Origin of the sequence: Microbacterium luteolum, assembly GCF_039533965.1 — a bacterium.
GTDB classification, from domain to species: Bacteria; Actinomycetota; Actinomycetes; order Actinomycetales; family Microbacteriaceae; genus Microbacterium; species Microbacterium luteolum.
The window spans coordinates 23,625-45,062 of sequence record NZ_BAAAUN010000002.1 but is presented as its reverse complement, the minus strand read 5'-3'; the positions used below and the strand labels follow the sequence as shown (position 1 = coordinate 45,062).

The following is a 21,438-nucleotide window of genomic DNA, read 5'->3' as shown; positions in this document are numbered from 1 at the left end:
CGAAATTCGAAGTCAATCGGCCACGAGGCGAAAGCCTGTGGTTTACTGACGCAATGGTTGATGTTCTGCGACCCGTCGCGGCGACGAATCCGGGCACCGGCGAGATCTTCCAGATCCTCCGCGACGGACATGCGCGCACCAAGGCCGAGCTCGCCGCGCTCACCGGTCTCGCCCGCTCGACCGTGGCGCTACGAGTCGACGCGCTGCTCGCCGCCGATCTGCTGCGCCCCGCCGGCGAGGCGGCGTCCACCGGCGGACGCCCGCCCGCGCGCGTCGCTTTCAATCCGCGTGCCGGAGTCGTGCTCGCGGTGGACCTCGGCGCGACGCACGCGACGGTGGCCGTCGCCGACCTGGCCGGAGTCATCCTCGACGCGCGCACGCGCACGATCGATATCGGTGACGGGCCGGAGGCACTGCTGGACACGATCCTCTCCGACGGCACGGCACTGCTCGAGACGCCGACCGCCGCAGGTCTCCCCCTGCTCGGCGTGGGCATCGGCGTGCCCGGGCCCGTCGAGCACTCCACGGGCCGCCCCACCAATCCGCCGATCATGCCAGGGTGGGACCGTTTCGACGTCCCCCGCTACGTGCAGCAGACCTTCGACGTGCCGGTGCTCGTCGACAACGACGTCAACATCCTCGCGCTCGGCGAGCAGGCGACGAGCTGGCCACAGGTCGACGACCTCATCTTCGTCAAGGTGTCGACCGGAATCGGGTCGGGCATCATCGCCGGCGGCCAGCTGCAGCGCGGCGCCCAGGGGTCCGCCGGCGACATGGGTCACGTCCAGGTGCCGACCGGTGCCGGATCCGCACGCGAACCGGGTGACGAGCGCGACCTCGAGGCCCTCGCCAGCGGGTCCGCGCTGGCTGTCGCCCTGCGCGAAGACGGGCACGATGTGCAGAGCGCCTCGGACGTGGTCGACCTCGTCCGCGCGGGCAACGCCGCAGCGATCGAGGCCACCCGTCAGGCCGGACGCGACGTCGGCGAGGTCCTCGCCACGGTCGTCAACCTGCTGAACCCCTCGATCATCGTGCTCGGCGGCAGCATCGCCCGGGCCGGCGAGCATCTGCTCGCGGGCGTCCGCGAAGTGGTCTACCGGCGCTCGATCCCGCTGGCGACGCAGCATCTGGCGATCGTGCAGTCCCAGGCCGGCGACAGGGCGGCCGTGCTCGGCGCGGCGATCATGGTCGCTCGCGAGGTGCTCTCACCCGCGAACGTCGACGCCTACGTGGCGGCGAAGACGCGCTGAGCGTCTCCACCGCCACGGGACACGTTCAGAGCGTGGCGGCGAAGGGGTCGAAGTCGGCGTCGAGCGCACCGACCCGATCGAGCGAGCTCTCGACGGAGACGAAGCTGCGGGATTCCGCGGCCTCCTCGATCGACAGCAGCGTGTCGAGCACGTGGTAGCCGAACTCCCCCGTCGCGACGTGCGGACGCCCGGCGGCGATCGAGCGCGCCATGTCGAGGAGCCCGACGCCGCGACCGGCGAGCACGCCCTCCTGCACGACGTCGACGACCTCCTGCTCGACAGGCTGCTGCCCGAGCCGAAGCGGCCGGGTGATCGAGATCGCTCCGCCGAACGTGTTCGGATCGGGGATCACGAGCGTGCCCTCGCTGCCGGTGATCTCGACGATCCCCTGGCGGATGGCGGGCGAATCGGTGCTGTAGATGCTCTGCGCCTGGCCGCCCTGCTCGAAGTCCATCAGCACGCTGAGCGTGGACGGGATCTCGACCGGGAACTCCTGCCCCGCGAGCTCGCCGACCTGCACGCGCCTGGTCGGCGCACCCTGCAACCCGAGGGCTGCCACGGAGGCGACCGGACCGAACACATGCACGAGCGTGGAGACGTAGTACGGCCCCATGTCGAGCAGCGGCCCGCCGCCCTTGGCATACAGGAACGCCGGGTTCGGGTGGAAGATCTCCGGGCCCTGCCACTGGAACGTCGTCTGCGCGAACAGCGGGCGACCGATGTCGCCACGGGCGATCGCGCGCTTCGCCGTCTGCACCCCCGGGCCGAGCACGGTGTCGGGCGCGACGCCCACGCGGAGTCCGGCGGCATCCGCCTTCTCCAGCAGTCGGCGGGACTCCTCGCGGCTCACGCCGATGGGCTTCTCGGTCCAGACATGCTTACCCGCCGCGATGATCGCCTCGGAGACCTCGACGTGCACCGCGGGGATCGTGAGGTTCACGACGATGTCGATCTCCGGATCGTCGAGCACGACGTCGACGCCGCCGGCGCGCGGCACCCCGTACTTCTCCGCCTGCGCCTTCGCGCGCTCCTCGATCACGTCGGCGACCGCGAGGACGCGCACATCCGGGAAGGTGGTGAGCTGGGTCAGATACTGGTCGCTGATGTTCCCCGCGCCGATGATGCCGACGCCGACGGGACCGGTGCCGCCTGCCATCAGCGCGCGACCTTCTCGTCGAGGTAGACCCGGCTGCGCTCGATCGCGTCGAACAGGTCGCCCTCGTAGTGATCGAACTCGACGATCGCGAGTTCGAGCGCGGATGCCGCGGCGATCGCCTCGACGAGCGGCACGGCGCCTTCGCCCGCGGCCACCTGGTCGGCCGGCGGATACGCGTTCGCGAGTGCAGGGTCGAGCGTGCCGTCCTTGGCGTGCACCGCGATCACGCGGGTGCCGAGGCGCTCGAGCAGGGCGACCGGGTCGACACCGCCGCGGGCGACCCAGTACAGGTCGACCTCGAGCACGACGCGCTCGTCGAGCAGTCCCGCGAGCACCTCGAGGCCCGTGACGCCGTCGAACACGGCCTCCAGCTCGTGCGCGTGGTTGTGGTAGCCCACTCGCACGTCGACCGTGGCTCCGACGGCGGCGGCCTCGTTGAGCAGGCGCGCGGTCTCCTCGATCTGGGCGACCGAGGTCCAGCGCGCCGGCGCCGTGTACGGGTCGATGACCGTCGTCATGCCGAGCACCTTCGCCGCGGCGAAGACCTCGGCGGGCGAGGGCACCGGCACCGTGGTGCCGCTGCCGTCGGGGTTGACGAAGGACTCGGACGCGAGGAAGGCGTGGCCGGAGGGCGCGGTGAGTCCCGCTGCCGTGAGTGCTTCGGCCAGCGGTGCGGCACGGCGCACGAAGTCGTACGGTTCGACGGCCATGAAGCCGCGCGCGGCGACAGCGGCGAGCGATCCTTCGAGGTCGGCGTCCAGCTGGTCCTTGATCGTGAACAGCTGGAGGGAGGTCTGAATCGTCATCGGTCTTGCTCCTTCGGTCATCGGTGACGGCGGGTGCGCGACCCGACCTGAGCACGCTATCACCAAATACCTCCACGCGGAAGTTTTCATTCGCTAGACTCCGGACATGCCCGACGATGACGAGAGCCCCCGCCCGCGCGGTGCCTACGCCAAGGGGATCGCGCGGCGCCAGGAGATCCTGGACCGCGCCATCGAGGTGTTCGCCGCGCGCGGCGCCGACCGCACCAGTCTGCGCGCGATCGCACGGGAAGTCGGGGTCACCCACGCGGCGCTGACGCACTACTTCGGGTCACTGGAGGAGCTCCTCGTCGCCGTCTACGAAGAGAGCAACGCCCCCACCCACCGGCACGAGATCGTGGCGGACGACGCCACGCCCGTCGAGCGTATGATCGCGTCCGCGCGCACCAACCGGGAGGTTCCCGGGCTCGTCCAGCTCTACTCGACGCTGGTCGCGACCGCCCTGGACGACGGCCACCCGGTGGCGCGCGAGTTCGCGACGGCACGGTTCGCCGACGTCCGAGCACGCCTGGCCGAAACGGTCAGAGAGCAGCAGGAACGCGGACGCCTCCGTCAGGACGCCGACCCGGATGCCGTCGCGGCGCTCGTCGTGGCGGCATCCGACGGCCTCCAGACCCAGTGGCTGCTCGACGACGCCGCTCCGCAGCACGAGGCTCTGGCCCTCCTCGACCGGCTGCTGAGGCCGGCGGACTGAGGCGGGCGGCGACGAGCCCGCGGGCTAGGCTCGAATCGTGACGCCCGTGCCGCAGTCTCCCTACGCGAGGGCGCTCGGCGACCGCCTCGAGGATCTGCATCCTCGGCTCCGCACGTACTTCCAGGCGATCCCCGACGGCGCTGTCGGCGTCGGCGAGGGGGTCTTCGAACGCGTCGGGACTCCGCGACGTCTGCTCTGGCCGTTCCTCCGCCTGCTGGAGCGCCGCGGCGTGGTCGCCGCCTGCTGGGAGCGCGACGTCCCCTTCCGCGTGGAGAACCGCACGATCGCCTCCCGCGCCATCGGCGAACGCACCTTCCACCTGCCGCGCGGGCCGTGGATCATGCACGACGCGGTCGCCCTCACCCGCCACGGCCGCGTGGTCGACGAGCTCGGAGAGCCCGGCCTGATCGCCGCCTGCTTCGACCTCGACGTACGGGACGGCGCCCTCGAACTCACCAGCCGCGCGGTCGGGCTCCGGCTCGGACGCCTGCGCCTGCGCCTCCCCCGGGCCCTCTCCCCTATCGTCCGGCTCACCGAGCGCTTCGACGACGACCGTGACCGCCAGTTCGTGAGTGTGAGCATCGACGCTCCCCTCCTCGGCCGCGTGTACGAATACCGCGGGCACTTCGAGTACCGCATCGAGACCGACGCAGCGAAGGAGACCGCCGGATGAGCGCAGGCAGGGTCGTCATCGGGGGTTCGACCGGATTCATGGGGCGGTACCTGATCGCGCGCCTGCGGTCCGAGGGCCGCGAGGTCGTCACGATCTCCCGCTCCGGAGCCGACATCCGCTGGGGCGATCAGGCGGCGATCGATCAGGCGGTCGACGGCGCCTCTCTCGTGATCGGGCTGGCAGGCAAGAGCGTCAACTGCCGCTACACGCCGGAGAACCGTGCCGAGATCTTCCGCTCGCGCCTGGACACGACCTCGTCGCTGAGCAGCGCCATCGAGAAGGCCTCCGCCCCTCCCGCGCTCTGGGTGAACTCCTCGACCGCCACGATCTACCGCCATGCGGAGGATCGACCGATGACCGAGTCGGACGGCGAGCTCGGCAGCGGATTCTCGGTCGAGGTCGCGAAGGCCTGGGAGAAGGCGCTGTTCGCCGCCGATCTCCCCGGCACGCGCCGCGTCGCGCTGCGCAGCGCGATCGTCCTCGGCCACGGCGGCGTGCTCGGCCCGATCCGGAACCTCGCCAGGCTGGGACTCGGCGGGGCCCAGTACGACGGCCGCTGGCCGGTGAGCAGGGCTCGCCGCGCTGCGGGCACGGCGCACTTCCCCGGTGCACGCCGAGGCCGCCAGCGCTTCAGCTGGGTGCACATCGAAGACGTGGCGCGCATCATCGACTTCCTCGAGGACACACCGACCCTCGAGGGCGAGGTCAACGCCGCCGCTCCCCACCCGGTCGACAACGTCGAGTTCATGGCGACCGTGCGGCGCGTGCTCGGGGTGCGCATCGGGGTGCCGACGCCGCGCTGGATGCTGGAGCTCGGGGCCGTCGGCATCCGCACCGAGACCGAGCTCGTCCTCAAGAGCCGCTGGGTGCTTCCGGAGAAGCTCACGACAGCAGGGTTCGAGTTCCGCTATCCGACGCTCGAAGACGCTGTCCGGGAATCCTTCGATCGCGAGGTCGCGACCGCGGTGTAGGCCCTAGGACGCCGTCCCGGCGGCCGGTTCCTCGCCGTCTCGCCGGCGACGCTCGAGCTCTTCGCGGAGTCGCCATTCCTCGATCTCGCGATCGAGGTCGGCGATCTGCTGCTCGGTCGTGCGCACGTCTGTGGGCGGTGCCGGACGGACGTCGACAGGTCCCGCACGCCGCTCCGCCCGCCGCATCCGCGGGAGGGAGATGCCGGGTTCGCCGTACTCGCGACCGATCCCGAACCAGAGCGCGCTGCCGATCAGCGGCAGCAGGATCACGATGATGATCCACACCATCTTCGGCAGGTGCTTCACCTGGGAGTCGTCGCGCGTGATGACGTCGATCAGCGCGACGATCATCAGGGCGACGATGAGGATCGAGAGGAACGGCATGAGTTCAGGGTAGACGACGTCGGAAGCGACCGCTCGGCCTACGGGAGCACATGGCCGCCGGCGCGGAACAGCTCGTACCACTCCGCGCGCGTGAGCTCGACATCGGCGCCTGCGGCGGCATCGCGGACCCGCTGCGGCGTGGTCGTGCCGAGCACGACCTGCATGTGCGCGGGGTGACGGGTGATCCAGGCGGTCGCGATCGCGATCGGCGTGACGCCGTACGAAGTCGCCAGCCGATCGATCACAGCGTTGAGCTCGGCGTACTCCGGGTTGCCGAGGAACACCCCGGTGAAGAAGCCGCCCTGGAACGGCGACCATGCCTGGACGGTGATGCCGTTGATGCGGCAGTACTCGACGATTCCGCCGCCGTCGCGGACCACGCTCTGCTCCTCGCCTGACATGTTCATCGCGACCGGCTGCGCGATGATCGGCGCGTGCGTGATCGACAGCTGCAGCTGATTCGCGATCAGCGGCTGGCGGACGGCCGTGCGCAGCAGATCGATCTGACGAGGCGTGTGATTCGAGACACCGAACGCCCGCACTTTGCCCGCGGCCTCGAGCTCGTCGAACGCACGGGCGACCTCGTCGGGTTCCACGAGCGCGTCGGGGCGGTGGAGCAGGAGCACGTCGATCCGGTCGGTGCGCAGGGCCGCGAGGGATCCCTCGACCTGCGCGAGGATGTGCTCGTACGAGAAGTCGAACGTCCCCTGCTGCGGCACGATGCCGCACTTGGTCTGCAGCACGATCTCATCGCGCTCCGCGGAAGTGAGCTGCAGCGCATCGGCGAACCGCGACTCGCAGTGATGCATGCTGCCGCCGTAGATGTCGGCGTGATCGAAGAAGTCGATTCCCGATTCGCGTGCGGCGGCGTAGAGGTCGCGGATGTGCGCGTCGTCCTTGTCATCGATGCGCATCATTCCGGCGACGACGGCGGGGGCGGTGGCGGATCCGAACGGCACTGTCTTCATGTCGGACACGCTACCGCGCGTCACCGACCCGGAGGCCGCGGACTCGGAGCGAGTGCGGACACCGGGACCCCGAGGGCGGTCGCGATGTCGGACAGATCCACCATGGTGAAGTCCTCGTGGAAATGCAGTTTCGACGCCAGGACCTCGCGGTCGATGCCGGTGCTAACCGAGAGCCATTCGACGGATCGGTCAGCCCGCTCGAGTTCGGACACGACGGCGGACGCCACCAAATGACTCGCTATCGCCCTCATCCGTCGACACTATCCTCCCGATCGAAAGCGAACAAGCGTCGAGTGAACCAATATGACGGCATCCTGGCTACATGCCGATGCTATGGTGAGCCAGATGGAGACACCTGCCGACCTTTTCAACGCCGCCGTCGGCCGACAGCTGCGCGCGGAGATCGCCGCCTCGAGGAGCAGCATCGCGGCGATGGCGCGGACCATCGGCATCGCTCGCAGCGCACTCGACAACTACGTCACAGGCAAGCGGGCCATCCCCGTCCCGATCGTCTACGCCGTCTGCGTGGCCGTCGATCTCGAGCCTCACGTGCTCCTCTCCCGGGCCGAGGAGCGGCTCCAGGCCGAAGACGGCGCTCCCCGCGCACGGATCAGCGTCCTCCGACGCACACCCGATGTCCCCGGTCCGCGCGAAGATCTCTCCGAGGTCGCTTTCGCATCGCACCTCCGGCACGACGCCGACACCGACGACCTCTACGAATAGGGGAATCATGCACCCGCTCCTCCGCCTCGCCGAGGAGCACGGGGTGCGCGTGGTCGAGCGTCCCGGACCCACTCGCGGGGGCTTCGCGCCGGACTCCCGCACGATTCGGCTCGCGCCCGGCATGACTGTGCGCACGACCCGCAGCGTCCTCGCCCACGAACTCGGCCACGTCGTCCTCGGCCACACCCCGTCGACCGTGCCGACGATCCGCCGACAGCAGGAGCGGCAGGCCGACGAATGGGCGGCGTGCCTGCTCATCACCGCCGACGCCTACGCAGCCGCGGAAGACGCCCGCGGCCCTCACCTCGCCAGCCTCGCGTTCGAACTCGACGTCACGATCGAGCTCGTCCTGGCCTACCAGCGCCGTCTGCGGCGAATCGGCAGGGAGAACCTCGCCCACCGCAGCATGACCCCAGCGCGCGCTGGTTGAATGGCTCCATGGGCTTTCTCGTCACCCCCGTCCCCGTCACCCTCACCGGCGAACTCGTCGAACTCCGTCCCCTGGAACGCGCGCACGTCGCCGGCCTCGTGGAGGCGGTCGAGGAGGGCGACCTGTGGAAGACCGCGTGGTACACGTCGGTCCCGGCCCCCGATGGTGTCGCGGCCGAGGTCGACCGTCGCATCGGCCTGATCGAAAAGGGCGAGATGCTGCCGTTCACGGCGTTCGACGCCGCCGGCCGCATCCTCGGACTGACGTCGTACTACGACATCGTCGCCGACGTGCCGCGCCTGCACATCGGGTACACCTGGAACCGCCCGTCGGCGCACGGCACGGGCACGAACGCGGAGTCCAAGCTCCTGCTGCTCCGGCACGCCTTCGAGACGCTCGGGGTGTTCCGGGTCGGCCTGACGACGCAGTGGGTGAACTTCCAGTCGCGGGCGGCCATCGAGCGGCTCGGCGCCAAGCAGGACGGCGTGATGCGAGCCATGAGCCGTTACCGCAACGGCGCGCTGCGCGACAGCGTCGAGTTCTCGATCATCGAGCCGGAATGGCCCGCGGTGAAGGCCAACCTCGAATCGCGGCTCGCGCGACGGCGCTGAGCGCGCCGTCGATCACTCGGTCGGGCTGCCCGACCAGTTGTCCTTGCGGCGGGTCGCGGAGCCGCGCGCACGCATCATGAAGGCGAGCGACAGGCTCACGATGAGAAGACCGGCGACGAAGACGTAAGCCGCGTACTCGTCCGGGAGCGACTGCGCGAGACCCATCAGCCAGATGCCTCCGAGGAAGAGGATCATGAAGAAGATGAAGCTGAGGATCACGGGATCTCCTGTCGTAGCGGCCGCCCTCTAGCGTACCGGACCGGCGGAGGAAACCCCCTGGGGTCGGGCTGGAGGATCGTGGTTCTCTCGCTGCATGAACGCCCCACTGACGGCCGTCGCCCTCTCCTGCACCCTGAAGCCCTCCCCCGGCGAGTCGAGCTCGGATCTGCTCGCATCGCAGATCCTCACGGCCCTGGCAGGGCACGGCGTCACCGGGGAGGTCGCCCGTGTCGTCGACCACGTGATCAGCCCGGGCGTCGAGAAGGACATGGGCGGAGACGACGAGTGGCCGAGCGTGCGGCGTCGGATCCTCGATGCCGACATCCTGGTGCTCGTCACGCCGACCTGGATGGGACAGCACTCGAGTGTCGCTCAGCGTGTGCTCGAACGACTCGACGCCGAGCTCGGTGAGACGGATGCCCGCGGCAGGCTCACGCTGCTGGACAAGGTCGCGATCGCCGGGATCGTCGGTAACGAGGACGGCGCGCATCACATCGCCGCGATCCTCTTCCAGTCCCTCAACGACGTCGGGTACACGATCCCCTCGCAGTCCTCGGTCTACTGGAACGGCGAAGCCATGCACACGACCGACTACCAGGACCTCGACGAGACGCCGGAGAAGGTGGCGGCCGCCACGGCGACCGCGGCGCGGAATGCGGCACATCTCGCGCGGGTGCTGCGGGAGCGCGAGTATCCGAACAGCTGAGGCCCGGGACGTCGCTCGGGATTTACGGGCGCGTGAAGGTGATGACCTCGCCGCGGCGCGCGCGCTTCACGCTCAGGCCTGCCAGCTCCAGGCGACGGAAGACACGGCGAGGCAGGACGGGGAGCTCGGCCGTACGGCCGGCCGGGGGCTTCGCGAGCCCCGCGACGACCGACAGATCGACGCCGGCGCCGCGCACCTCGATCCGGGCGTAGTCGCTGCGAGACCGCCACAGCAGGAACTCGAGATCGCGGAACGGAACGACATGGTCCGCATCCCCCACCTGGACGCGGAGTTCGTCGTTGCCGAAGGCGATGACGCACGCGACCATCCGCCGCCGCAGCACCGCGGTCAACGCCAGGTACACCGGGAGGGCGATCAGGGTCCCCACGACGATGATCATAAGCCGAGGCCCCAGGCGCATCACGAAGTCGTCGAACGCGATCAGCAGCAGCGTGCCGAAGAGCCCGAAGACGATCACGATGCCGACGATCGCACCTGTGAGGGCCTTCATCCGGAGCGGGATGCCGTTGATGCGCACGCTCGACCCGTCGCCGCTCTCCTCGCGCTCCCACTCGACGGTCGTGGGCAGCGGATGCTTCCTCCGTTCGCGTCGCGTCAAAGCGTCGGTGACGCGGCCGAGCAGTCCGAGCCAGATCCACCCCGTCGCCGGGATCGCGGCGATCTGCAGCACGACCGCGACACCGCTCACCCACTCCGGGAGAGGTTCGAGCAGCTCGCTCCCGTACTCGACCACGAACGCGACGGTCGCACCGAGGACCACGGCGACACCGATGTGCAGGTACGCGCCGTTGCGAGACGGCGTCATGCGCAGCGTTGCGTTGACGAAGGCGAAGCCGAAGAACCACCCGCCGACCAGCATCAACAGCATCGGGAAGAAGCTCAGGTCGTCGCCCGCGAGCGTCGCGACGATCGCGCCGAGAAGGAGCAGCGCGCCCCACAGCAGAGGGTTGCGGATGAGCTTGCGCCCCACGGTCGCGCGCACCGCGGCGTCGGTCGTCGGCTCGCTCATCGGAGCAATCCTAGAACGCGCATCACCGCGAGTCCGGAACGGCGCTTCCCTGCAGGATGCGTGAGCGTTCGTCACTCCGCGAGGACTCTGCACTCTTTATAGGTGAATCGCGCAACGCTCCCCCGTTCGCGGTTCCCCCACGGTGCCGGTGCACCCTGCGGGACAGGATGCACCGGCACCCGGCACCCGGCACTCCGTGTTCGACCGGCGGGTGGCACGAAAAGGCCCCTGGTGAGCCGCTCTGGGGAGCGGCCCCAGGGGCCTTTTGATTCGTCAGCGGCTCAGCCGCCGACCGGCGACTCTCAGAAGTCCCAGTCGTCGTCTTCCGTGGCCTCGGCCTTGCCGATGACGTACGAGGAGCCCGACCCGCTGAAGAAGTCGTGGTTCTCGTCGGCGTTGGGCGAGAGCGCCGACAGGATCGCCGGGTTCACGTTGGTCACGCTCGACGGGAACATCGCCTCGTAGCCGAGGTTCATCAGCGCCTTGTTGGCGTTGTAGTGCAGGAACTTCTTCACGTCTTCGGTGAGACCGACGCCGTCGTAGAGGTCCTGCGTGTACTGCACCTCGTTGTCGTACAGCTCGTACAGCAGCGAGAAGGTGTAGTCCTTCAGCTCGTCCTTCCGGGCCTGGTCGAGCGTCTCGAGGCCCTTCTGGAACTTGTAGCCGATGTAGTACCCGTGCACGGCCTCGTCACGGATGATGAGGCGGATGAGGTCGGCGGTGTTCGTGAGCTTCGCCCGGCTCGACCAGTGCATCGGCAGGTAGAAGCCCGAGTAGAACAGGAAGCTCTCGAGCAGGGTCGAGGCGACCTTGCGCTTGAGCGGGTCGTCGCCGCGGTAGTAGTCGGTGACGATCTGCGCCTTGCGCTGAAGGTTCGGGTTCTCCACCGACCACCGGAACGCCTCGTCGATCTCCTTCGTCGACGCGAGCGTCGAGAAGATCGAGGAGTAGCTCTTGGCGTGCACCGATTCCATGAACGCGATGTTCGTGTAGACGGCCTCCTCGTGCGGGGTGATCGCATCGGGGATCAGCGAGACGGCGCCAACCGTGGCCTGCACCGTGTCGAGCAGCGTGAGCCCGGTGAAGACCCGCATCGTGAGGAGCTGCTCTTCGGAGGTCAGCGTGTTCCACGACTGGATGTCGTTCGACAGCGGGATCTTCTCGGGCAGCCAGAAGTTGTTGACGAGGCGGTTCCACACCTCGACGTCCTTATCGTCCTGGATGCGGTTCCAGTTGATCGCCTGCACGTGGTCGACCAGCTTGAGCGGTGAGGGAGTCATTTTCTTGTCGTCCTGATTCTGGGTCGCTGAGCGTGTCGAAGTGGTCAGAGCATGCAGGAGACGCACTCGGCCATGTCGGTGCCCTCGAGGGCCATCTGACGCAGACGGATGTAGTAGATCGTCTTGATGCCCTTGCGCCATGCGTAGATCTGCGCCTTGTTGATGTCGCGTGTCGTGGCGGTGTCCTTGAAGAACAGCGTCAGGGACAGGCCCTGGTCGACGTGCTGCGTCGCCGCGGCGTACGTGTCGATGACCTTCTCATAGCCGATCTCGTACGCGTCCTGGTAGTACTCCAGGTTGTCGTTCGTCATGAACGCCGCCGGGTAGTACACGCGACCGAGCTTGCCTTCCTTGCGGATCTCGATCTTCGACGCGATCGGGTGGATCGACGACGTCGAGTTGTTGATGTACGAGATCGAGCCAGTCGGCGGCACCGCCTGCAGGTTCTGGTTGTAGATGCCGTGCTCCTGAATGGAAGCCTTCAGCGCAGACCAGTCCTCCTGCGTGGGGATGTGCTTGCCGGCGAAGAGCTCCTTGACCTTGTCGGTCTCGGGGACCCAGGCGCGCTCGATGTACTTGTCGAAGAACGCACCGGACGCGTAGGTCGAGTCCTCGAAGCCGTCGAACGTCGTCCCCCGCTCGATCGCGAGGTTGTTCGAGGCACGCAGCGCGTGGAACAGCACCGTGTAGAAGTAGATGTTCGTGAAGTCGATGCCCTCTTCGGACCCGTAGTACACGTGCTCGCGGGCAAGGTACCCGTGCAGGTTCATCTGGCCGAGGCCGATGGCGTGCGAGCGGTCGTTGCCGTCCTCGATCGAGCGCACCGAGCCGATGTGGCTCTGGTCGCTGACCGCGGTGAGGGCGCGGATGGCCGTCTCGACCGTCTGGCCGAGGTCGTCGGCATCCATCGACAGCGCGATGTTCATCGAGCCGAGGTTGCACGAGATGTCCTTGCCGATGTTGTCGTACGACAGGTCGTCGTTGTACGTCGTCGGCGTGTTCACCTGCAGGATCTCGCTGCAGAGGTTGGACATGTTGATGCGGCCCTTGATCGGGTTCGCCTTGTTCACCGTGTCTTCGAACATGACGTACGGGTAGCCCGACTCGAACTGGATCTCTGCGACCGTCTGGAAGAACTCGCGCGCGTTGATCTTGGTCTTCTTGATGCGCGGGTCGTCGACCATCTCGCGGTACTTCTCGGTGACGGAGATGTCGCCGAACGGAACCCCGTAGACCTTCTCGACGTCGTACGGCGAGAACAGGTACATGTCCTCGTCGTTCTTCGCGAGCTCGAAGGTGATGTCGGGAACGACGACGCCGAGCGACAGCGTCTTGATGCGGATCTTCTCGTCGGCGTTCTCACGCTTGGTGTCGAGGAAGCGCATGATGTCGGGGTGGTGGGCGTTGAGGTACACCGCGCCCGCGCCCTGACGGGCACCCAGCTGGTTCGCGTAGCTGAAGCTGTCTTCGAGGAGCTTCATCACGGGGATGATGCCCGACGACTGGTTCTCGATCTGCTTGATAGGCGCACCCGACTCGCGGATGTTCGACAGGAGCAGGGCCACGCCGCCGCCGCGCTTCGAGAGCTGCAGCGCGGAGTTGATGCCGCGGGCGATCGACTCCATGTTGTCCTCGATGCGCAGCAGGAAGCAGCTGACGAGCTCGCCGCGCTGCGCCTTGCCGGCGTTGAGGAAGGTCGGGGTGGCCGGCTGGAAGCGACCGGAGATGATCTCCTCGACGAGGTTCACCGCGAGCTTCTCGTCGCCGTCTGCCAGGCCGAGGGCCGTCATCACGACGCGGTCCTCGAAGCGCTCGAGGTAGCGCTTGCCGTCGAACGTCTTCAGCGTGTAGCTCGTGTAGTACTTGAACGCGCCGAGGAACGTCTCGAAGCGGAACTTCTTCGAGTAGGCCAGGTCGTTGAGCTTCTGGATGAAGTCGAACGAGTACTTCTCGATGACCGCGCCCTCGTAGTACTCCTTCTCCACGAGGTAGTCCAGTCGCTCCTTGAGCGAGTGGAAGAACACGGTGTTCTGGTTCACGTGCTGCAGGAAGTACTCCCGCGCGGCGCGCTTGTCGGCGTCGAACTGGATCTTGCCGTTCGCGTCATAGAGATTCAGCATCGCGTTGAGCGCGTGATAGTCGAGCCCCTCATAGGAAGGGTTCGCCTTGAATGCCACCATCTCGGTCACTGCGTCACGCTCTGCGTGCTCTTCGACTGCAATTCCCACCGTCGTTCCAATCCGTCGCTCACGCGATCAACATCGTCTTGTGTGCCGAATATTTCGAGCCGGTACAAGTGGGGCACGTGACACTTGCGGCTGATGATGTCGCCGGCGAGACAGAAGGAATCGCCGAAGTTGGTGTTGCCTGCGGAGATGACCCCGCGGATGTGACGCCGGTTGGCCTCGTCGTTGAGGAACCGGATCACCTGCTTGGGCACGGCCCCGCGTTCGACGCCGCGCCCCTCGCCCCCGCCGTAGGTGGGGGTGACCAGCACGAACGGCTCGTCGATGACGAGGTCGCCCTCCTGCCGGTGGAGCGGGATGCGTCGAGCGGGGAGCCCGAGCTTCTCTACGAAGCGCGCGGTGTTACCCGAGACGCTGGAGAAGTAGACCAGGAGCGGCGCGGCGGTTGCGACGGCGGCGCTCATAGTTCTCTCCTTGGGTTCCTGAGCCTGTCGAGGGATCAGGTGGTGGGGATCAGGCCAGGCGGGTCGCGAGCTCGGCGATCTTGTCGGGACGGAAGCCCGACCAGTGGTCCTCGTCGGTGACGACGACCGGCGCCTGCATGTAGCCGAGCGCCTTGACCTGCTCCAGGGCCGTCGGGTCCTCCGAGAGGTCATGGATCTCGTACTCGATGCCCTTGGCGTCCAGCGCCCGGTACGTCGCGTTGCACTGAACGCAGGAAGGCTTGGTGTAGACCGTGATCGACATCTTTTCTGACCCCTCAAATCTCTGGCCTGCTTCTCATCAGGCGACTTTTTCCGGCAGACCCCCCGCCGGGAGTTCAATACTACATATGGGTGCCGACATTGAGGGCGACCACAAGGGGTAGTAGTTACATCCGTGTAGTTTTCCACCGCTCTCCCCTGTTACAACACAGGTTCTCCACCGTTTCTTCCACAGGTCGACCTCTGTCGGAGAGCCCCTCGAAGCCCGAGAATCCGCGGCTGGGAGCCACCTGTGAGAGATTCATCCACAGGTGGCAAGCTACGCCGGGCTTCGGACATCCGATCGCCTGTGGAATTCGCCCTTCGGCGTGTCGTCGGCGTGTCGCACCGAAGCCCGCTTCGACGCCGGTCGCCCGTGCCCGGTACCGTTGTCTGGTGGCGGGATACCGGGATCTTCTTCGCACGCCGGGAGTGGCGCGCATGATCGCCGCACAGCTGACCGCGCGCTTCCCCAACGGCATGTCGTCGCTGGCCATCCTCCTGCACGTCGAGCAGCAGACCGGCAGCTACGGCGCCGCCGGCCTCGTCCTCGCGGCGACCAGCGTGGGGCAGGCCGTCGCCGGCCCCATCACGAGCCGCTGGATGGGCGTGTGGGGGATGCGACGCGTCATCACTCTGACGCTCAGCATCTGCGTCGTCGCCGTGCTCGGTCTGGCACTGCTCCCCCTGAACGTGCCCGGTTACATGGTCCTCGGCATGATCGCCGGGCTCTCGACGCCGCCGATCCAGGCCGCCGTGCGCACGATCTACCCCAAGCTCGTCAACTCGTCGCAGCTGACGCCGCTGTTCTCCCTCGACGCCTCTCTGCAGGAGATCATCTGGATCCTCGCACCGGTCGTGATCACGCTCGTCTCCACGCAGATCGGAACCGTGGAAGGGCTGCTGCTCGTCGCGATCATCCTGGTCGGCGGCGGCGCGTGGTTCATCCTCTCCCCCGAGGTCGGGCGGGTCCGGATCCCCCGCAGCCGCAACCCGCTGGGCAAGGTCGTGCTCAAGCCGCCCGTCCTGCTCGCCACCGTGATCGGCTTCCTGCTGATCGGCGCCTGCGCGGCCGTCGAGGTCGGGGTCGTCGCGACGTTCGAGCACGGCAGCCTGACGGCCGGCCTCGTCCTCGCCGTGTTCTCGGTCGGCAGCCTCGTCGGCGGCCTCGCGTTCGGACACATCCCGATCGGCCCGTGGGCCATGGCGCGGCGGCTGCTGATCGTCACGGTCGGCCTCGCCCTGACGATGGTCATGCTCAACGTGTTCTGGCTCGGCGGCACCCTGGTCCTCGCCGGCATCGGCATCGCCCCGGCTCTCGCCGTCCTGTTCGCGATCACCTCGGCCAGCGTCAAGTTCTCCGAGACCGCCGAGGCCTTCGGCTGGGCCGGAACCGGCCAGCTCATCGGCGCCGCCGCGGGGTCCGCCGTCGCGGGTTTCCTCGTCGACCTCGGCGACTGGCGCGGCGCGTACTTCGCCGCGACGCTGTTCGCCGCCGTCGGCCTCATCGTCGCCGTCGTCTTCGTGCGCTCCTTCCCCGATCTGCGTCACCGCGACGCGAGTCCCCATCCTGATACCGAACCCCTGGCGGTCACCCCTTCATGAGCATCCCCCGCACCCCGTCGTCCCCCGCGCCCGAGATCGTCTGCGTGGGCGAGACCATGGCCCTGATCACGCCGGTCGGCGCCGCGCTGACCACGGCGGAGACCGCGACCATCTCACTCGCGGGAGCGGAGTCGAACGTGACGGCCGGCATCGCGTTCTCCGGCCATCGAGCGGCGTGGGCCTCCCGGCTCGGCGCCGATCCGCTCGGCGACCGCATCGCGGCAGAGCTGAGCAGACGGGGCGTCGAGCTCTGGGTGGAGCGCGACACAGATGCACCGACCGGCGTGATGTTCAAGGACCCGGGCGCGGACGGCTCGTCCGTCTACTACTACCGTCGCGGCTCCGCGGCCGCCGCGATGGCGCCGGGATTCCTCTCGGCCGAACACCTCGCGGGCGTCCGCATCGTGCACACGACGGGGATCACCCCGGCTCTCTCCGACACGTGCCTGCGCATGGTCGACCAGCTCTTCGCCGACGCCCGCACGGCGGGCGCGGCCGTGTCGTTCGACGTGAACGACCGGCGTCCCCTCTGGTCCCGCGAGCACGCGTCCGCGACCCTCGCCCGTCTGGCCGACGCCGCCGACATCACTTTCGTCGGACGCGACGAGGCCGAACGCATCTGGGGCACGGTCACGCCGGACGAGATCCGCGCCTTCCTGCCCAACTGCCCGCTGCTCGTCGTGAAGGACGGGGATGTCGGAGCGACCGCGTTCGCGCACGGCGCGGAGCCCGTCTTCGTGCCGGCGCCGCGGGTCGACGTGGTCGAACCGGTCGGCGCTGGCGACGCCTTCGCCTCCGGGTTCCTCGCGGCCACGCTCGAGGAACGGCCGCTGGACGAGCGTCTCGCGGCGGGGCACTCCGCGGCGGCCAGGGTCCTCGTGACGCACGCGGACATGCCTCCGATCGACTGATCGGCGCCGCACACTCGGCGAGGTGTTGCACGCCTGAGAAGGGCGAATCGTCGGCATCCGTCCTTTCCTGGTGCGCAAATCCTCGGGGAGCGCACCGACGCCGCGCACGGTTCTAGGCTGAGAGCATGACCGCACCGCTCCGCCTCCCCCGCATCTCCTGGGGCGACCCGTCGGCCGCCCGCCGCGCGCTCCTCGTGCACGGTCTCGGCTCCTCCGCCGCGCTCATGTGGCGCCTCGGAGACGCGCTCGCGGAGGCCGGCTGGTGCGCCGTCGCGGTCGATCTCCGCGGTCACGGCGACGCCCCACGCGCCCTCGACTACTCGGTGGCCGCATTCGGTGCCGACCTCGCGGCGACGAGGCCCGACGCGGGCGGCGCATGGGATGCGGTCGTCGGCCACTCGCTGGGCGGGGCTGCCAGCACGGTGGCCGCGGCATCCGATCCGGAGTGGACCCGGCGCCTCGTCCTCATCGACCCGGCGATCCATGTCGGCGGACGCGACGCGTCGATCGTGCGCAGGAGCCAGGAACGCGCCTTCGCCGACACCCGACTCGAGGTCGTGCAGCAGGAGCATCCGCACTGGCATCCGCAGGACCAGGAGCTGAAGGTCGATGCCGTGCTGCGCGCGAGCGCCTGGGCCGTCGAGCAGACCAGCGTCCAGAACCAGCCGTGGGATGTGCGGGCGCAGGCGGAGCGCCTGACCGTCCCCACGCATGTGATCGCCGCCGACCCCGCGGTCTACAGCATCTTCACCGGCGACCTGGCCGCCGAGGTGCTCGCCGCCAATCCCCGGTTCACGATGTCGGTCGTCGAGGGCGCCGGGCACTCCCTGCACCGCGACAAGCCCGAGGAATCCATCCGCCAGCTCCTGGAGGCCCTGAAGTGCAATGTACTGAGCGACCGGAGGGAGTCGAAGTGACCGCGTTCGACCCGACGACGTACCTCCCCGACGATCTGCTCGAGCGGATCCGCGAGCGCGCACCGATCCACGACCGCGAGAACACGTTCCCTCAGCAGGACCTCGACGAGCTGCGCGCCGCCGGATACCTCTCGATCCTGGTCCCGGCCGAGCGCGGCGGTGCCGGGCTCTCCCTCGCCCAGGCCGCGATCCTGCAGCAACGGCTCGCCGGCGCGGCCCCGGCCACAGCCCTCGCGATCAACATGCACCTCGTCTGGACCGGCGTGGCCAAGGTGTTCTCCGACCGCGGCGTGCCCGGACTGGAGTTCGTGCAGGACGGCGCCGTCGCCGGTGAGGTCTTCGCGTTCGGGATCAGCGAGGGCGGGAACGACCTGGTTCTGTTCGGCAGCGACACCGCGGCCGTCCCCGACGGCAGCGGCGGCTACTCCTTCACCGGCACCAAGATCTTCACCTCGCTCGCTCCGGTCTGGACCCGGCTGGGGCTGCACGGCCTCGACACCACGAGCGCGGATGCCCCGAAGCTCGTGTTCGCCTTCGTGGAGCGGACGGATGCCGTCGCCACGAGCGACGACTGGGACACGCTCGGCATGCGCGCCACGCAGAGCCGGACCACCCGCCTCGACGGGGCGACCGCGGATGCCGCGCACGTGGTGCGCCGCATCGATCCCGGTCCCAGTCCCGACCCGATCGTGTTCGGCATCTTCTCGGTGTTCGAGATCCTGCTCGCCTCGGTGTACACGGGCATCGCGCGCCGCGCGCTCGAGCTCTCCGTGCTCGCCGCCGAGAAGCGCCGTTCCAAGAAGACCGGCGCCGCGTACAGCCAGGACCCCGACATCCGCTGGCGGATCGCGGACATGGCGCTCGACTATGACGCCCTGCCGCCCCAGATCGCGGCCCTCGCGCGTGATGTCGACGACCGTGTCGACAACGGCGCCCGGTGGTTCTCGCTCCTCTCCGGCGTGAAGCACCGGGCGATCACCATGGCCAAGCGGGTCGTCGACCAGGCTATGCTCGTCGGCGGCGGCGGCTCCTACTTCTCCGCCAACGAGCTGTCCCGCCTCTACCGCGACGTCCTGGCCGGCGCCTTCCACCCCTCCGACCCGGAATCCGCCCACGCCACCGCCGCGTCCGCGTGGTTGGGTCCGCTGGAGGGCTGAACCGCCATCCTGCCGATATCGCGCCCCGGCTCCGTCTGCGGCCGCGGAATCGGTTGCCGAGCGAGCCGCCGAGTGCGAAGATCGCACCATGAGTTCGGCGAAAAAGAACCCCTCGCTCGACGCGGTCGCCAAGACGATCATCGAGCTGCTCCAGGAGGACGGACGCCGCTCCTACTCCGACATCGGCCGCGTGGTCGGTCTGAGCGAGGCAGCCGTGCGGCAGCGCGTGCAGCGGCTCACCGAATCCGGTGTGATGCAGATCGTCGCGGTGACCGATCCGATGCAGCTCGGCTTCCATCGCCAGGCGATGATCGGCATCCGCGTCTCCGGAGACACGCGGATCGTGGCCGAGGCGATCGCCCGGGTCGACGCGATCGACTACGTCGTGATCACGGTCGGCGCGTTCGACGTGCTCGCCGAGGTCGTCTGCGAGGACGACGACCAGCTGCTGGCCCTGATCAACGACGTCATCCGGCCGATCGAGGGTGTGGTGTCGACGGAGACCTTCATCTACGCCAAGCTGCAGAAGCAGCTCTACAACTGGGGGACCAGATGACCACGACACGCACGACGCCGTCGGAATCCGCGCTGCAGGCGATGGCGAAGGACCATCTCTGGATGCACTTCACCCGTCAGTCCACGATGGCGGAATCGGGCGTGCCGATCATCGTCAAGGGCGATGGGCACCGGATCTGGGACTCCTCCGGCAAGGAGTACTTCGACGGTCTCTCCGGCCTCTTCGTGGTGAATGCAGGTCACGGCCGCCGCCGGCTCGCCGAGGCCGCCGCCGCGCAGGCCGCCGAGCTGTCGTTCTTCCCCCTCTGGTCGTACGCGCACCCCGCCGCGATCGAACTGGCCGACCGACTCGCGGACGAGGCACCGGGCGATCTCAACAGGGTCTTCTTCTCGACCGGCGGCGGCGAGGCCGTGGAGACCGCACTGAAGCTGGCCAAGCACTATTGGAAGCTCCAGGGCAAGCCCACCAAGCACAAGGTGATCTCGCGTGCCGTCGCCTATCACGGCACGCCGCACGGAGCGCTCGCGATCACCGGCATCCCGGCGATGAAGGCCATGTTCGAGCCCGTCGCGCCCGGGGGTTTCCGGGTGCCGAACACCAACTTCTACCGCGCAGCCGAGATGGGTGCGCCCGCCGACGACCTCGAGGCTTTCGGACGCTGGGCGGCCGACCGCATCGAGGAGATGATCCTCTTCGAGGGTGCGGACACTGTCGCCGCGGTATTCCTCGAGCCGGTGCAGAACTCGGGCGGATGCTTCCCGCCCCCTCCCGGATACTTCGCCCGCGTGCGCGAGATCTGTGATCGCCACGACGTGCTGCTGGTCTCGGACGAGGTCATCTGCGCCTTCGGGCGACTCGGTCACACCTTCGCCTGCACGGGCCTCGGCTACGTGCCCGACATGATCACCTGCGCCAAGGGGATGACCAGCGGCTACTCCCCGATCGGCGCCACGATCGTCAGCGACCGAATCTACGAGCCCTTCTCCCACGGCGACGTGTCGTTCCCGCACGGCTACACATTCGGCGGACACCCTGTGTCTGCGGCGGTGGCGCTGGAGAATCTCGCGATCTTCGACGAGGAGGGACTCAACGAGCGCGTGCAGGAGAACTCTCCGCTGTTCCGCGCCGAGCTCGAGAAGCTGCTCGACCTTCCCCTCGTGGGCGATGTGCGCGGCGACGGCTACTTCTTCGGCATCGAGCTGGTGAAGGACAAGAGCACCAAGGAGACGTTCGACGACGCCGAGTCCGAGCGGCTGCTGCGCGGCTTCCTCTCCCCCGCTCTCTTCTCGGCCGGCCTGTACTGCCGCGCGGATGACCGCGGTGATCCCGTCATCCAGCTCGCTCCCCCGCTCACCACGGGCCCGGCGGAATTCCGGGAGATCGAGCAGATCCTCCGCGACGTCCTGACGCGCGCGCAGGCGGTGCTCTGACCGTCTTCGGGCGGTGACGCAGCATATCGGGTCGCGCGGACGCGGCCGCATTC

The 21,438-nt window shown here is 68.4% G+C and carries 25 protein-coding genes; 14 read left to right on the top strand and 11 right to left on the bottom strand.

From position 1 onward, the window contains the following. Window positions 1–53: 53 nt before the first annotated feature. Window positions 54–1,250, top strand: a complete 1,197-nt coding sequence (locus ABD648_RS19075) for an ROK family transcriptional regulator (protein WP_282216505.1) — start codon at window positions 54–56, stop codon at window positions 1,248–1,250. A 25-nt stretch (window positions 1,251–1,275) separates the two neighbouring features. Here ABD648_RS19075 and ABD648_RS19070 read toward each other — a convergent pair whose 3' ends face one another. Both ABD648_RS19070 and ABD648_RS19065 read right to left on the bottom strand, forming a co-directional pair. Further along, on the bottom strand, window positions 1,276–2,406 hold the full coding sequence (locus tag ABD648_RS19070) for a Gfo/Idh/MocA family protein (RefSeq protein WP_282216504.1): 1,131 nt from the start codon (window positions 2,404–2,406) through the stop codon (window positions 1,276–1,278). Next, window positions 2,406–3,212: a sugar phosphate isomerase/epimerase family protein gene (locus ABD648_RS19065; RefSeq protein WP_282216503.1), complete on the bottom strand. Its 807-nt coding sequence runs from the start codon at window positions 3,210–3,212 to the stop codon at window positions 2,406–2,408. The genes ABD648_RS19070 and ABD648_RS19065 overlap by 1 nt, the downstream gene beginning before the upstream one ends. A gap of 106 nt (window positions 3,213–3,318) precedes the next feature. Here ABD648_RS19065 and ABD648_RS19060 point away from each other — a divergent pair, with 106 nt between their 5' ends. Genes ABD648_RS19060 through ABD648_RS19050 form a run of 3 tightly spaced genes read left to right on the top strand, consistent with a single transcriptional unit; the run spans window position 3,319 to window position 5,568 of the window. Then, a complete protein-coding gene (locus ABD648_RS19060) occupies window positions 3,319–3,924 on the top strand; it encodes a TetR/AcrR family transcriptional regulator (protein ID WP_282216502.1) in 606 nt (201 codons plus the stop codon). Window positions 3,925–3,961: 37 nt separating this feature from the next. Then, complete coding sequence (locus tag ABD648_RS19055; protein WP_282216501.1) at window positions 3,962–4,597, top strand: DUF4166 domain-containing protein; 636 nt, start codon at window positions 3,962–3,964, stop codon at window positions 4,595–4,597. Further along, window positions 4,594–5,568 carry an epimerase gene (locus ABD648_RS19050; protein ID WP_282216500.1) on the top strand — a complete coding sequence of 325 codons (975 nt, stop codon included), beginning with the start codon at window positions 4,594–4,596 and terminating at the stop codon, window positions 5,566–5,568. Before ABD648_RS19055 ends, ABD648_RS19050 begins: the two co-directional genes overlap by 4 nt. Before the next feature lie 3 nt (window positions 5,569–5,571). Here ABD648_RS19050 and ABD648_RS19045 read toward each other — a convergent pair whose 3' ends face one another. From ABD648_RS19045 to ABD648_RS19035, 3 genes are read right to left on the bottom strand one after another with little or no spacing between them, the layout of a single operon-like run. Continuing rightward, complete coding sequence (locus ABD648_RS19045; RefSeq protein WP_282216499.1) at window positions 5,572–5,952, bottom strand: PLDc N-terminal domain-containing protein; 381 nt, start codon at window positions 5,950–5,952, stop codon at window positions 5,572–5,574. Window positions 5,953–5,990: 38 nt separating this feature from the next. Continuing rightward, on the bottom strand, window positions 5,991–6,920 hold the full coding sequence (locus tag ABD648_RS19040) for an aldo/keto reductase (protein ID WP_282216498.1): 930 nt from the start codon (window positions 6,918–6,920) through the stop codon (window positions 5,991–5,993). Window positions 6,921–6,940: 20 nt separating this feature from the next. After that, on the bottom strand, window positions 6,941–7,147 hold the full coding sequence (locus tag ABD648_RS19035) for an XRE family transcriptional regulator (protein WP_282216497.1): 207 nt from the start codon (window positions 7,145–7,147) through the stop codon (window positions 6,941–6,943). Window positions 7,148–7,265: 118 nt separating this feature from the next. Between ABD648_RS19035 and ABD648_RS19030 the strand changes: the two genes are divergently transcribed. Genes ABD648_RS19030 through ABD648_RS19020 form a run of 3 tightly spaced genes read left to right on the top strand, consistent with a single transcriptional unit; the run spans window position 7,266 to window position 8,684 of the window. Beyond that, window positions 7,266–7,643 carry an XRE family transcriptional regulator gene (locus ABD648_RS19030; RefSeq protein WP_282216496.1) on the top strand — a complete coding sequence of 126 codons (378 nt, stop codon included), beginning with the start codon at window positions 7,266–7,268 and terminating at the stop codon, window positions 7,641–7,643. Window positions 7,644–7,650: 7 nt separating this feature from the next. Next, complete coding sequence (locus ABD648_RS19025) at window positions 7,651–8,073, top strand: ImmA/IrrE family metallo-endopeptidase (protein WP_282216495.1); 423 nt, start codon at window positions 7,651–7,653, stop codon at window positions 8,071–8,073. 8 nt (window positions 8,074–8,081) lie between these two features. Continuing rightward, window positions 8,082–8,684, top strand: coding sequence for a GNAT family N-acetyltransferase (locus ABD648_RS19020; protein WP_282216494.1), 603 nt, complete (start codon window positions 8,082–8,084; stop codon window positions 8,682–8,684). A gap of 12 nt (window positions 8,685–8,696) precedes the next feature. On the opposite strand, the gene ABD648_RS19015 is transcribed toward ABD648_RS19020, so the two are convergent. Continuing rightward, window positions 8,697–8,903: a hypothetical protein gene (locus ABD648_RS19015; RefSeq protein ID WP_282216493.1), complete on the bottom strand. Its 207-nt coding sequence runs from the start codon at window positions 8,901–8,903 to the stop codon at window positions 8,697–8,699. Between the two features lie 94 nt (window positions 8,904–8,997). On the opposite strand from ABD648_RS19015, the gene ABD648_RS19010 reads away from it, so the two are divergent. Continuing rightward, window positions 8,998–9,609, top strand: coding sequence for a flavodoxin family protein (locus ABD648_RS19010; protein ID WP_282216492.1), 612 nt, complete (start codon window positions 8,998–9,000; stop codon window positions 9,607–9,609). A 22-nt stretch (window positions 9,610–9,631) separates the two neighbouring features. On the opposite strand, the gene ABD648_RS19005 is transcribed toward ABD648_RS19010, so the two are convergent. The 5 genes from ABD648_RS19005 to nrdH form a co-directional block, all read right to left on the bottom strand. Next, window positions 9,632–10,639: a hypothetical protein gene (locus ABD648_RS19005; protein WP_282216491.1), complete on the bottom strand. Its 1,008-nt coding sequence runs from the start codon at window positions 10,637–10,639 to the stop codon at window positions 9,632–9,634. Window positions 10,640–10,941: 302 nt separating this feature from the next. Beyond that, a complete protein-coding gene (gene nrdF / locus ABD648_RS19000) occupies window positions 10,942–11,919 on the bottom strand; it encodes a class 1b ribonucleoside-diphosphate reductase subunit beta (protein ID WP_282216490.1) in 978 nt (325 codons plus the stop codon). A gap of 44 nt (window positions 11,920–11,963) precedes the next feature. Further along, entirely contained in the window at window positions 11,964–14,099 is a 2,136-nt protein-coding gene (gene nrdE / locus ABD648_RS18995) for a class 1b ribonucleoside-diphosphate reductase subunit alpha (RefSeq protein ID WP_282217453.1), read from the bottom strand. 5 nt (window positions 14,100–14,104) lie between these two features. Continuing rightward, window positions 14,105–14,569 (bottom strand): class Ib ribonucleoside-diphosphate reductase assembly flavoprotein NrdI, encoded by a 465-nt coding sequence (gene nrdI, locus ABD648_RS18990; protein ID WP_282216489.1) that lies wholly within the window; start codon window positions 14,567–14,569, stop codon window positions 14,105–14,107. A 49-nt stretch (window positions 14,570–14,618) separates the two neighbouring features. After that, the gene (gene nrdH, locus ABD648_RS18985) at window positions 14,619–14,852 is read right to left on the bottom strand and encodes a glutaredoxin-like protein NrdH (protein WP_046012882.1); all 234 of its coding nucleotides are present in this window, start codon (window positions 14,850–14,852) and stop codon (window positions 14,619–14,621) included. Between the two features lie 392 nt (window positions 14,853–15,244). Between nrdH and ABD648_RS18980 the strand changes: the two genes are divergently transcribed. The 6 genes from ABD648_RS18980 to ABD648_RS18955 all read left to right on the top strand — a co-directional run bounded on the left by ABD648_RS18980 (window position 15,245) and on the right by ABD648_RS18955 (window position 21,385). Then, window positions 15,245–16,453 (top strand): MFS transporter, encoded by a 1,209-nt coding sequence (locus ABD648_RS18980; protein WP_282216488.1) that lies wholly within the window; start codon window positions 15,245–15,247, stop codon window positions 16,451–16,453. Beyond that, window positions 16,450–17,364, top strand: coding sequence for a sugar kinase (locus ABD648_RS18975; protein ID WP_282216487.1), 915 nt, complete (start codon window positions 16,450–16,452; stop codon window positions 17,362–17,364). The genes ABD648_RS18980 and ABD648_RS18975 overlap by 4 nt, the downstream gene beginning before the upstream one ends. 125 nt (window positions 17,365–17,489) lie before the next feature. Beyond that, on the top strand, window positions 17,490–18,281 hold the full coding sequence (locus tag ABD648_RS18970; protein ID WP_282216486.1) for an alpha/beta fold hydrolase: 792 nt from the start codon (window positions 17,490–17,492) through the stop codon (window positions 18,279–18,281). Continuing rightward, window positions 18,278–19,438 (top strand): acyl-CoA dehydrogenase family protein, encoded by a 1,161-nt coding sequence (locus tag ABD648_RS18965; RefSeq protein WP_282216485.1) that lies wholly within the window; start codon window positions 18,278–18,280, stop codon window positions 19,436–19,438. Before ABD648_RS18970 ends, ABD648_RS18965 begins: the two co-directional genes overlap by 4 nt. A gap of 88 nt (window positions 19,439–19,526) precedes the next feature. Then, entirely contained in the window at window positions 19,527–19,994 is a 468-nt protein-coding gene (locus ABD648_RS18960; RefSeq protein WP_282216484.1) for an Lrp/AsnC family transcriptional regulator, read from the top strand. After that, window positions 19,991–21,385 (top strand): aspartate aminotransferase family protein, encoded by a 1,395-nt coding sequence (locus ABD648_RS18955; protein WP_282216483.1) that lies wholly within the window; start codon window positions 19,991–19,993, stop codon window positions 21,383–21,385. The genes ABD648_RS18960 and ABD648_RS18955 overlap by 4 nt, the downstream gene beginning before the upstream one ends. The last annotated feature ends 53 nt before the right edge of the window (window positions 21,386–21,438 follow it).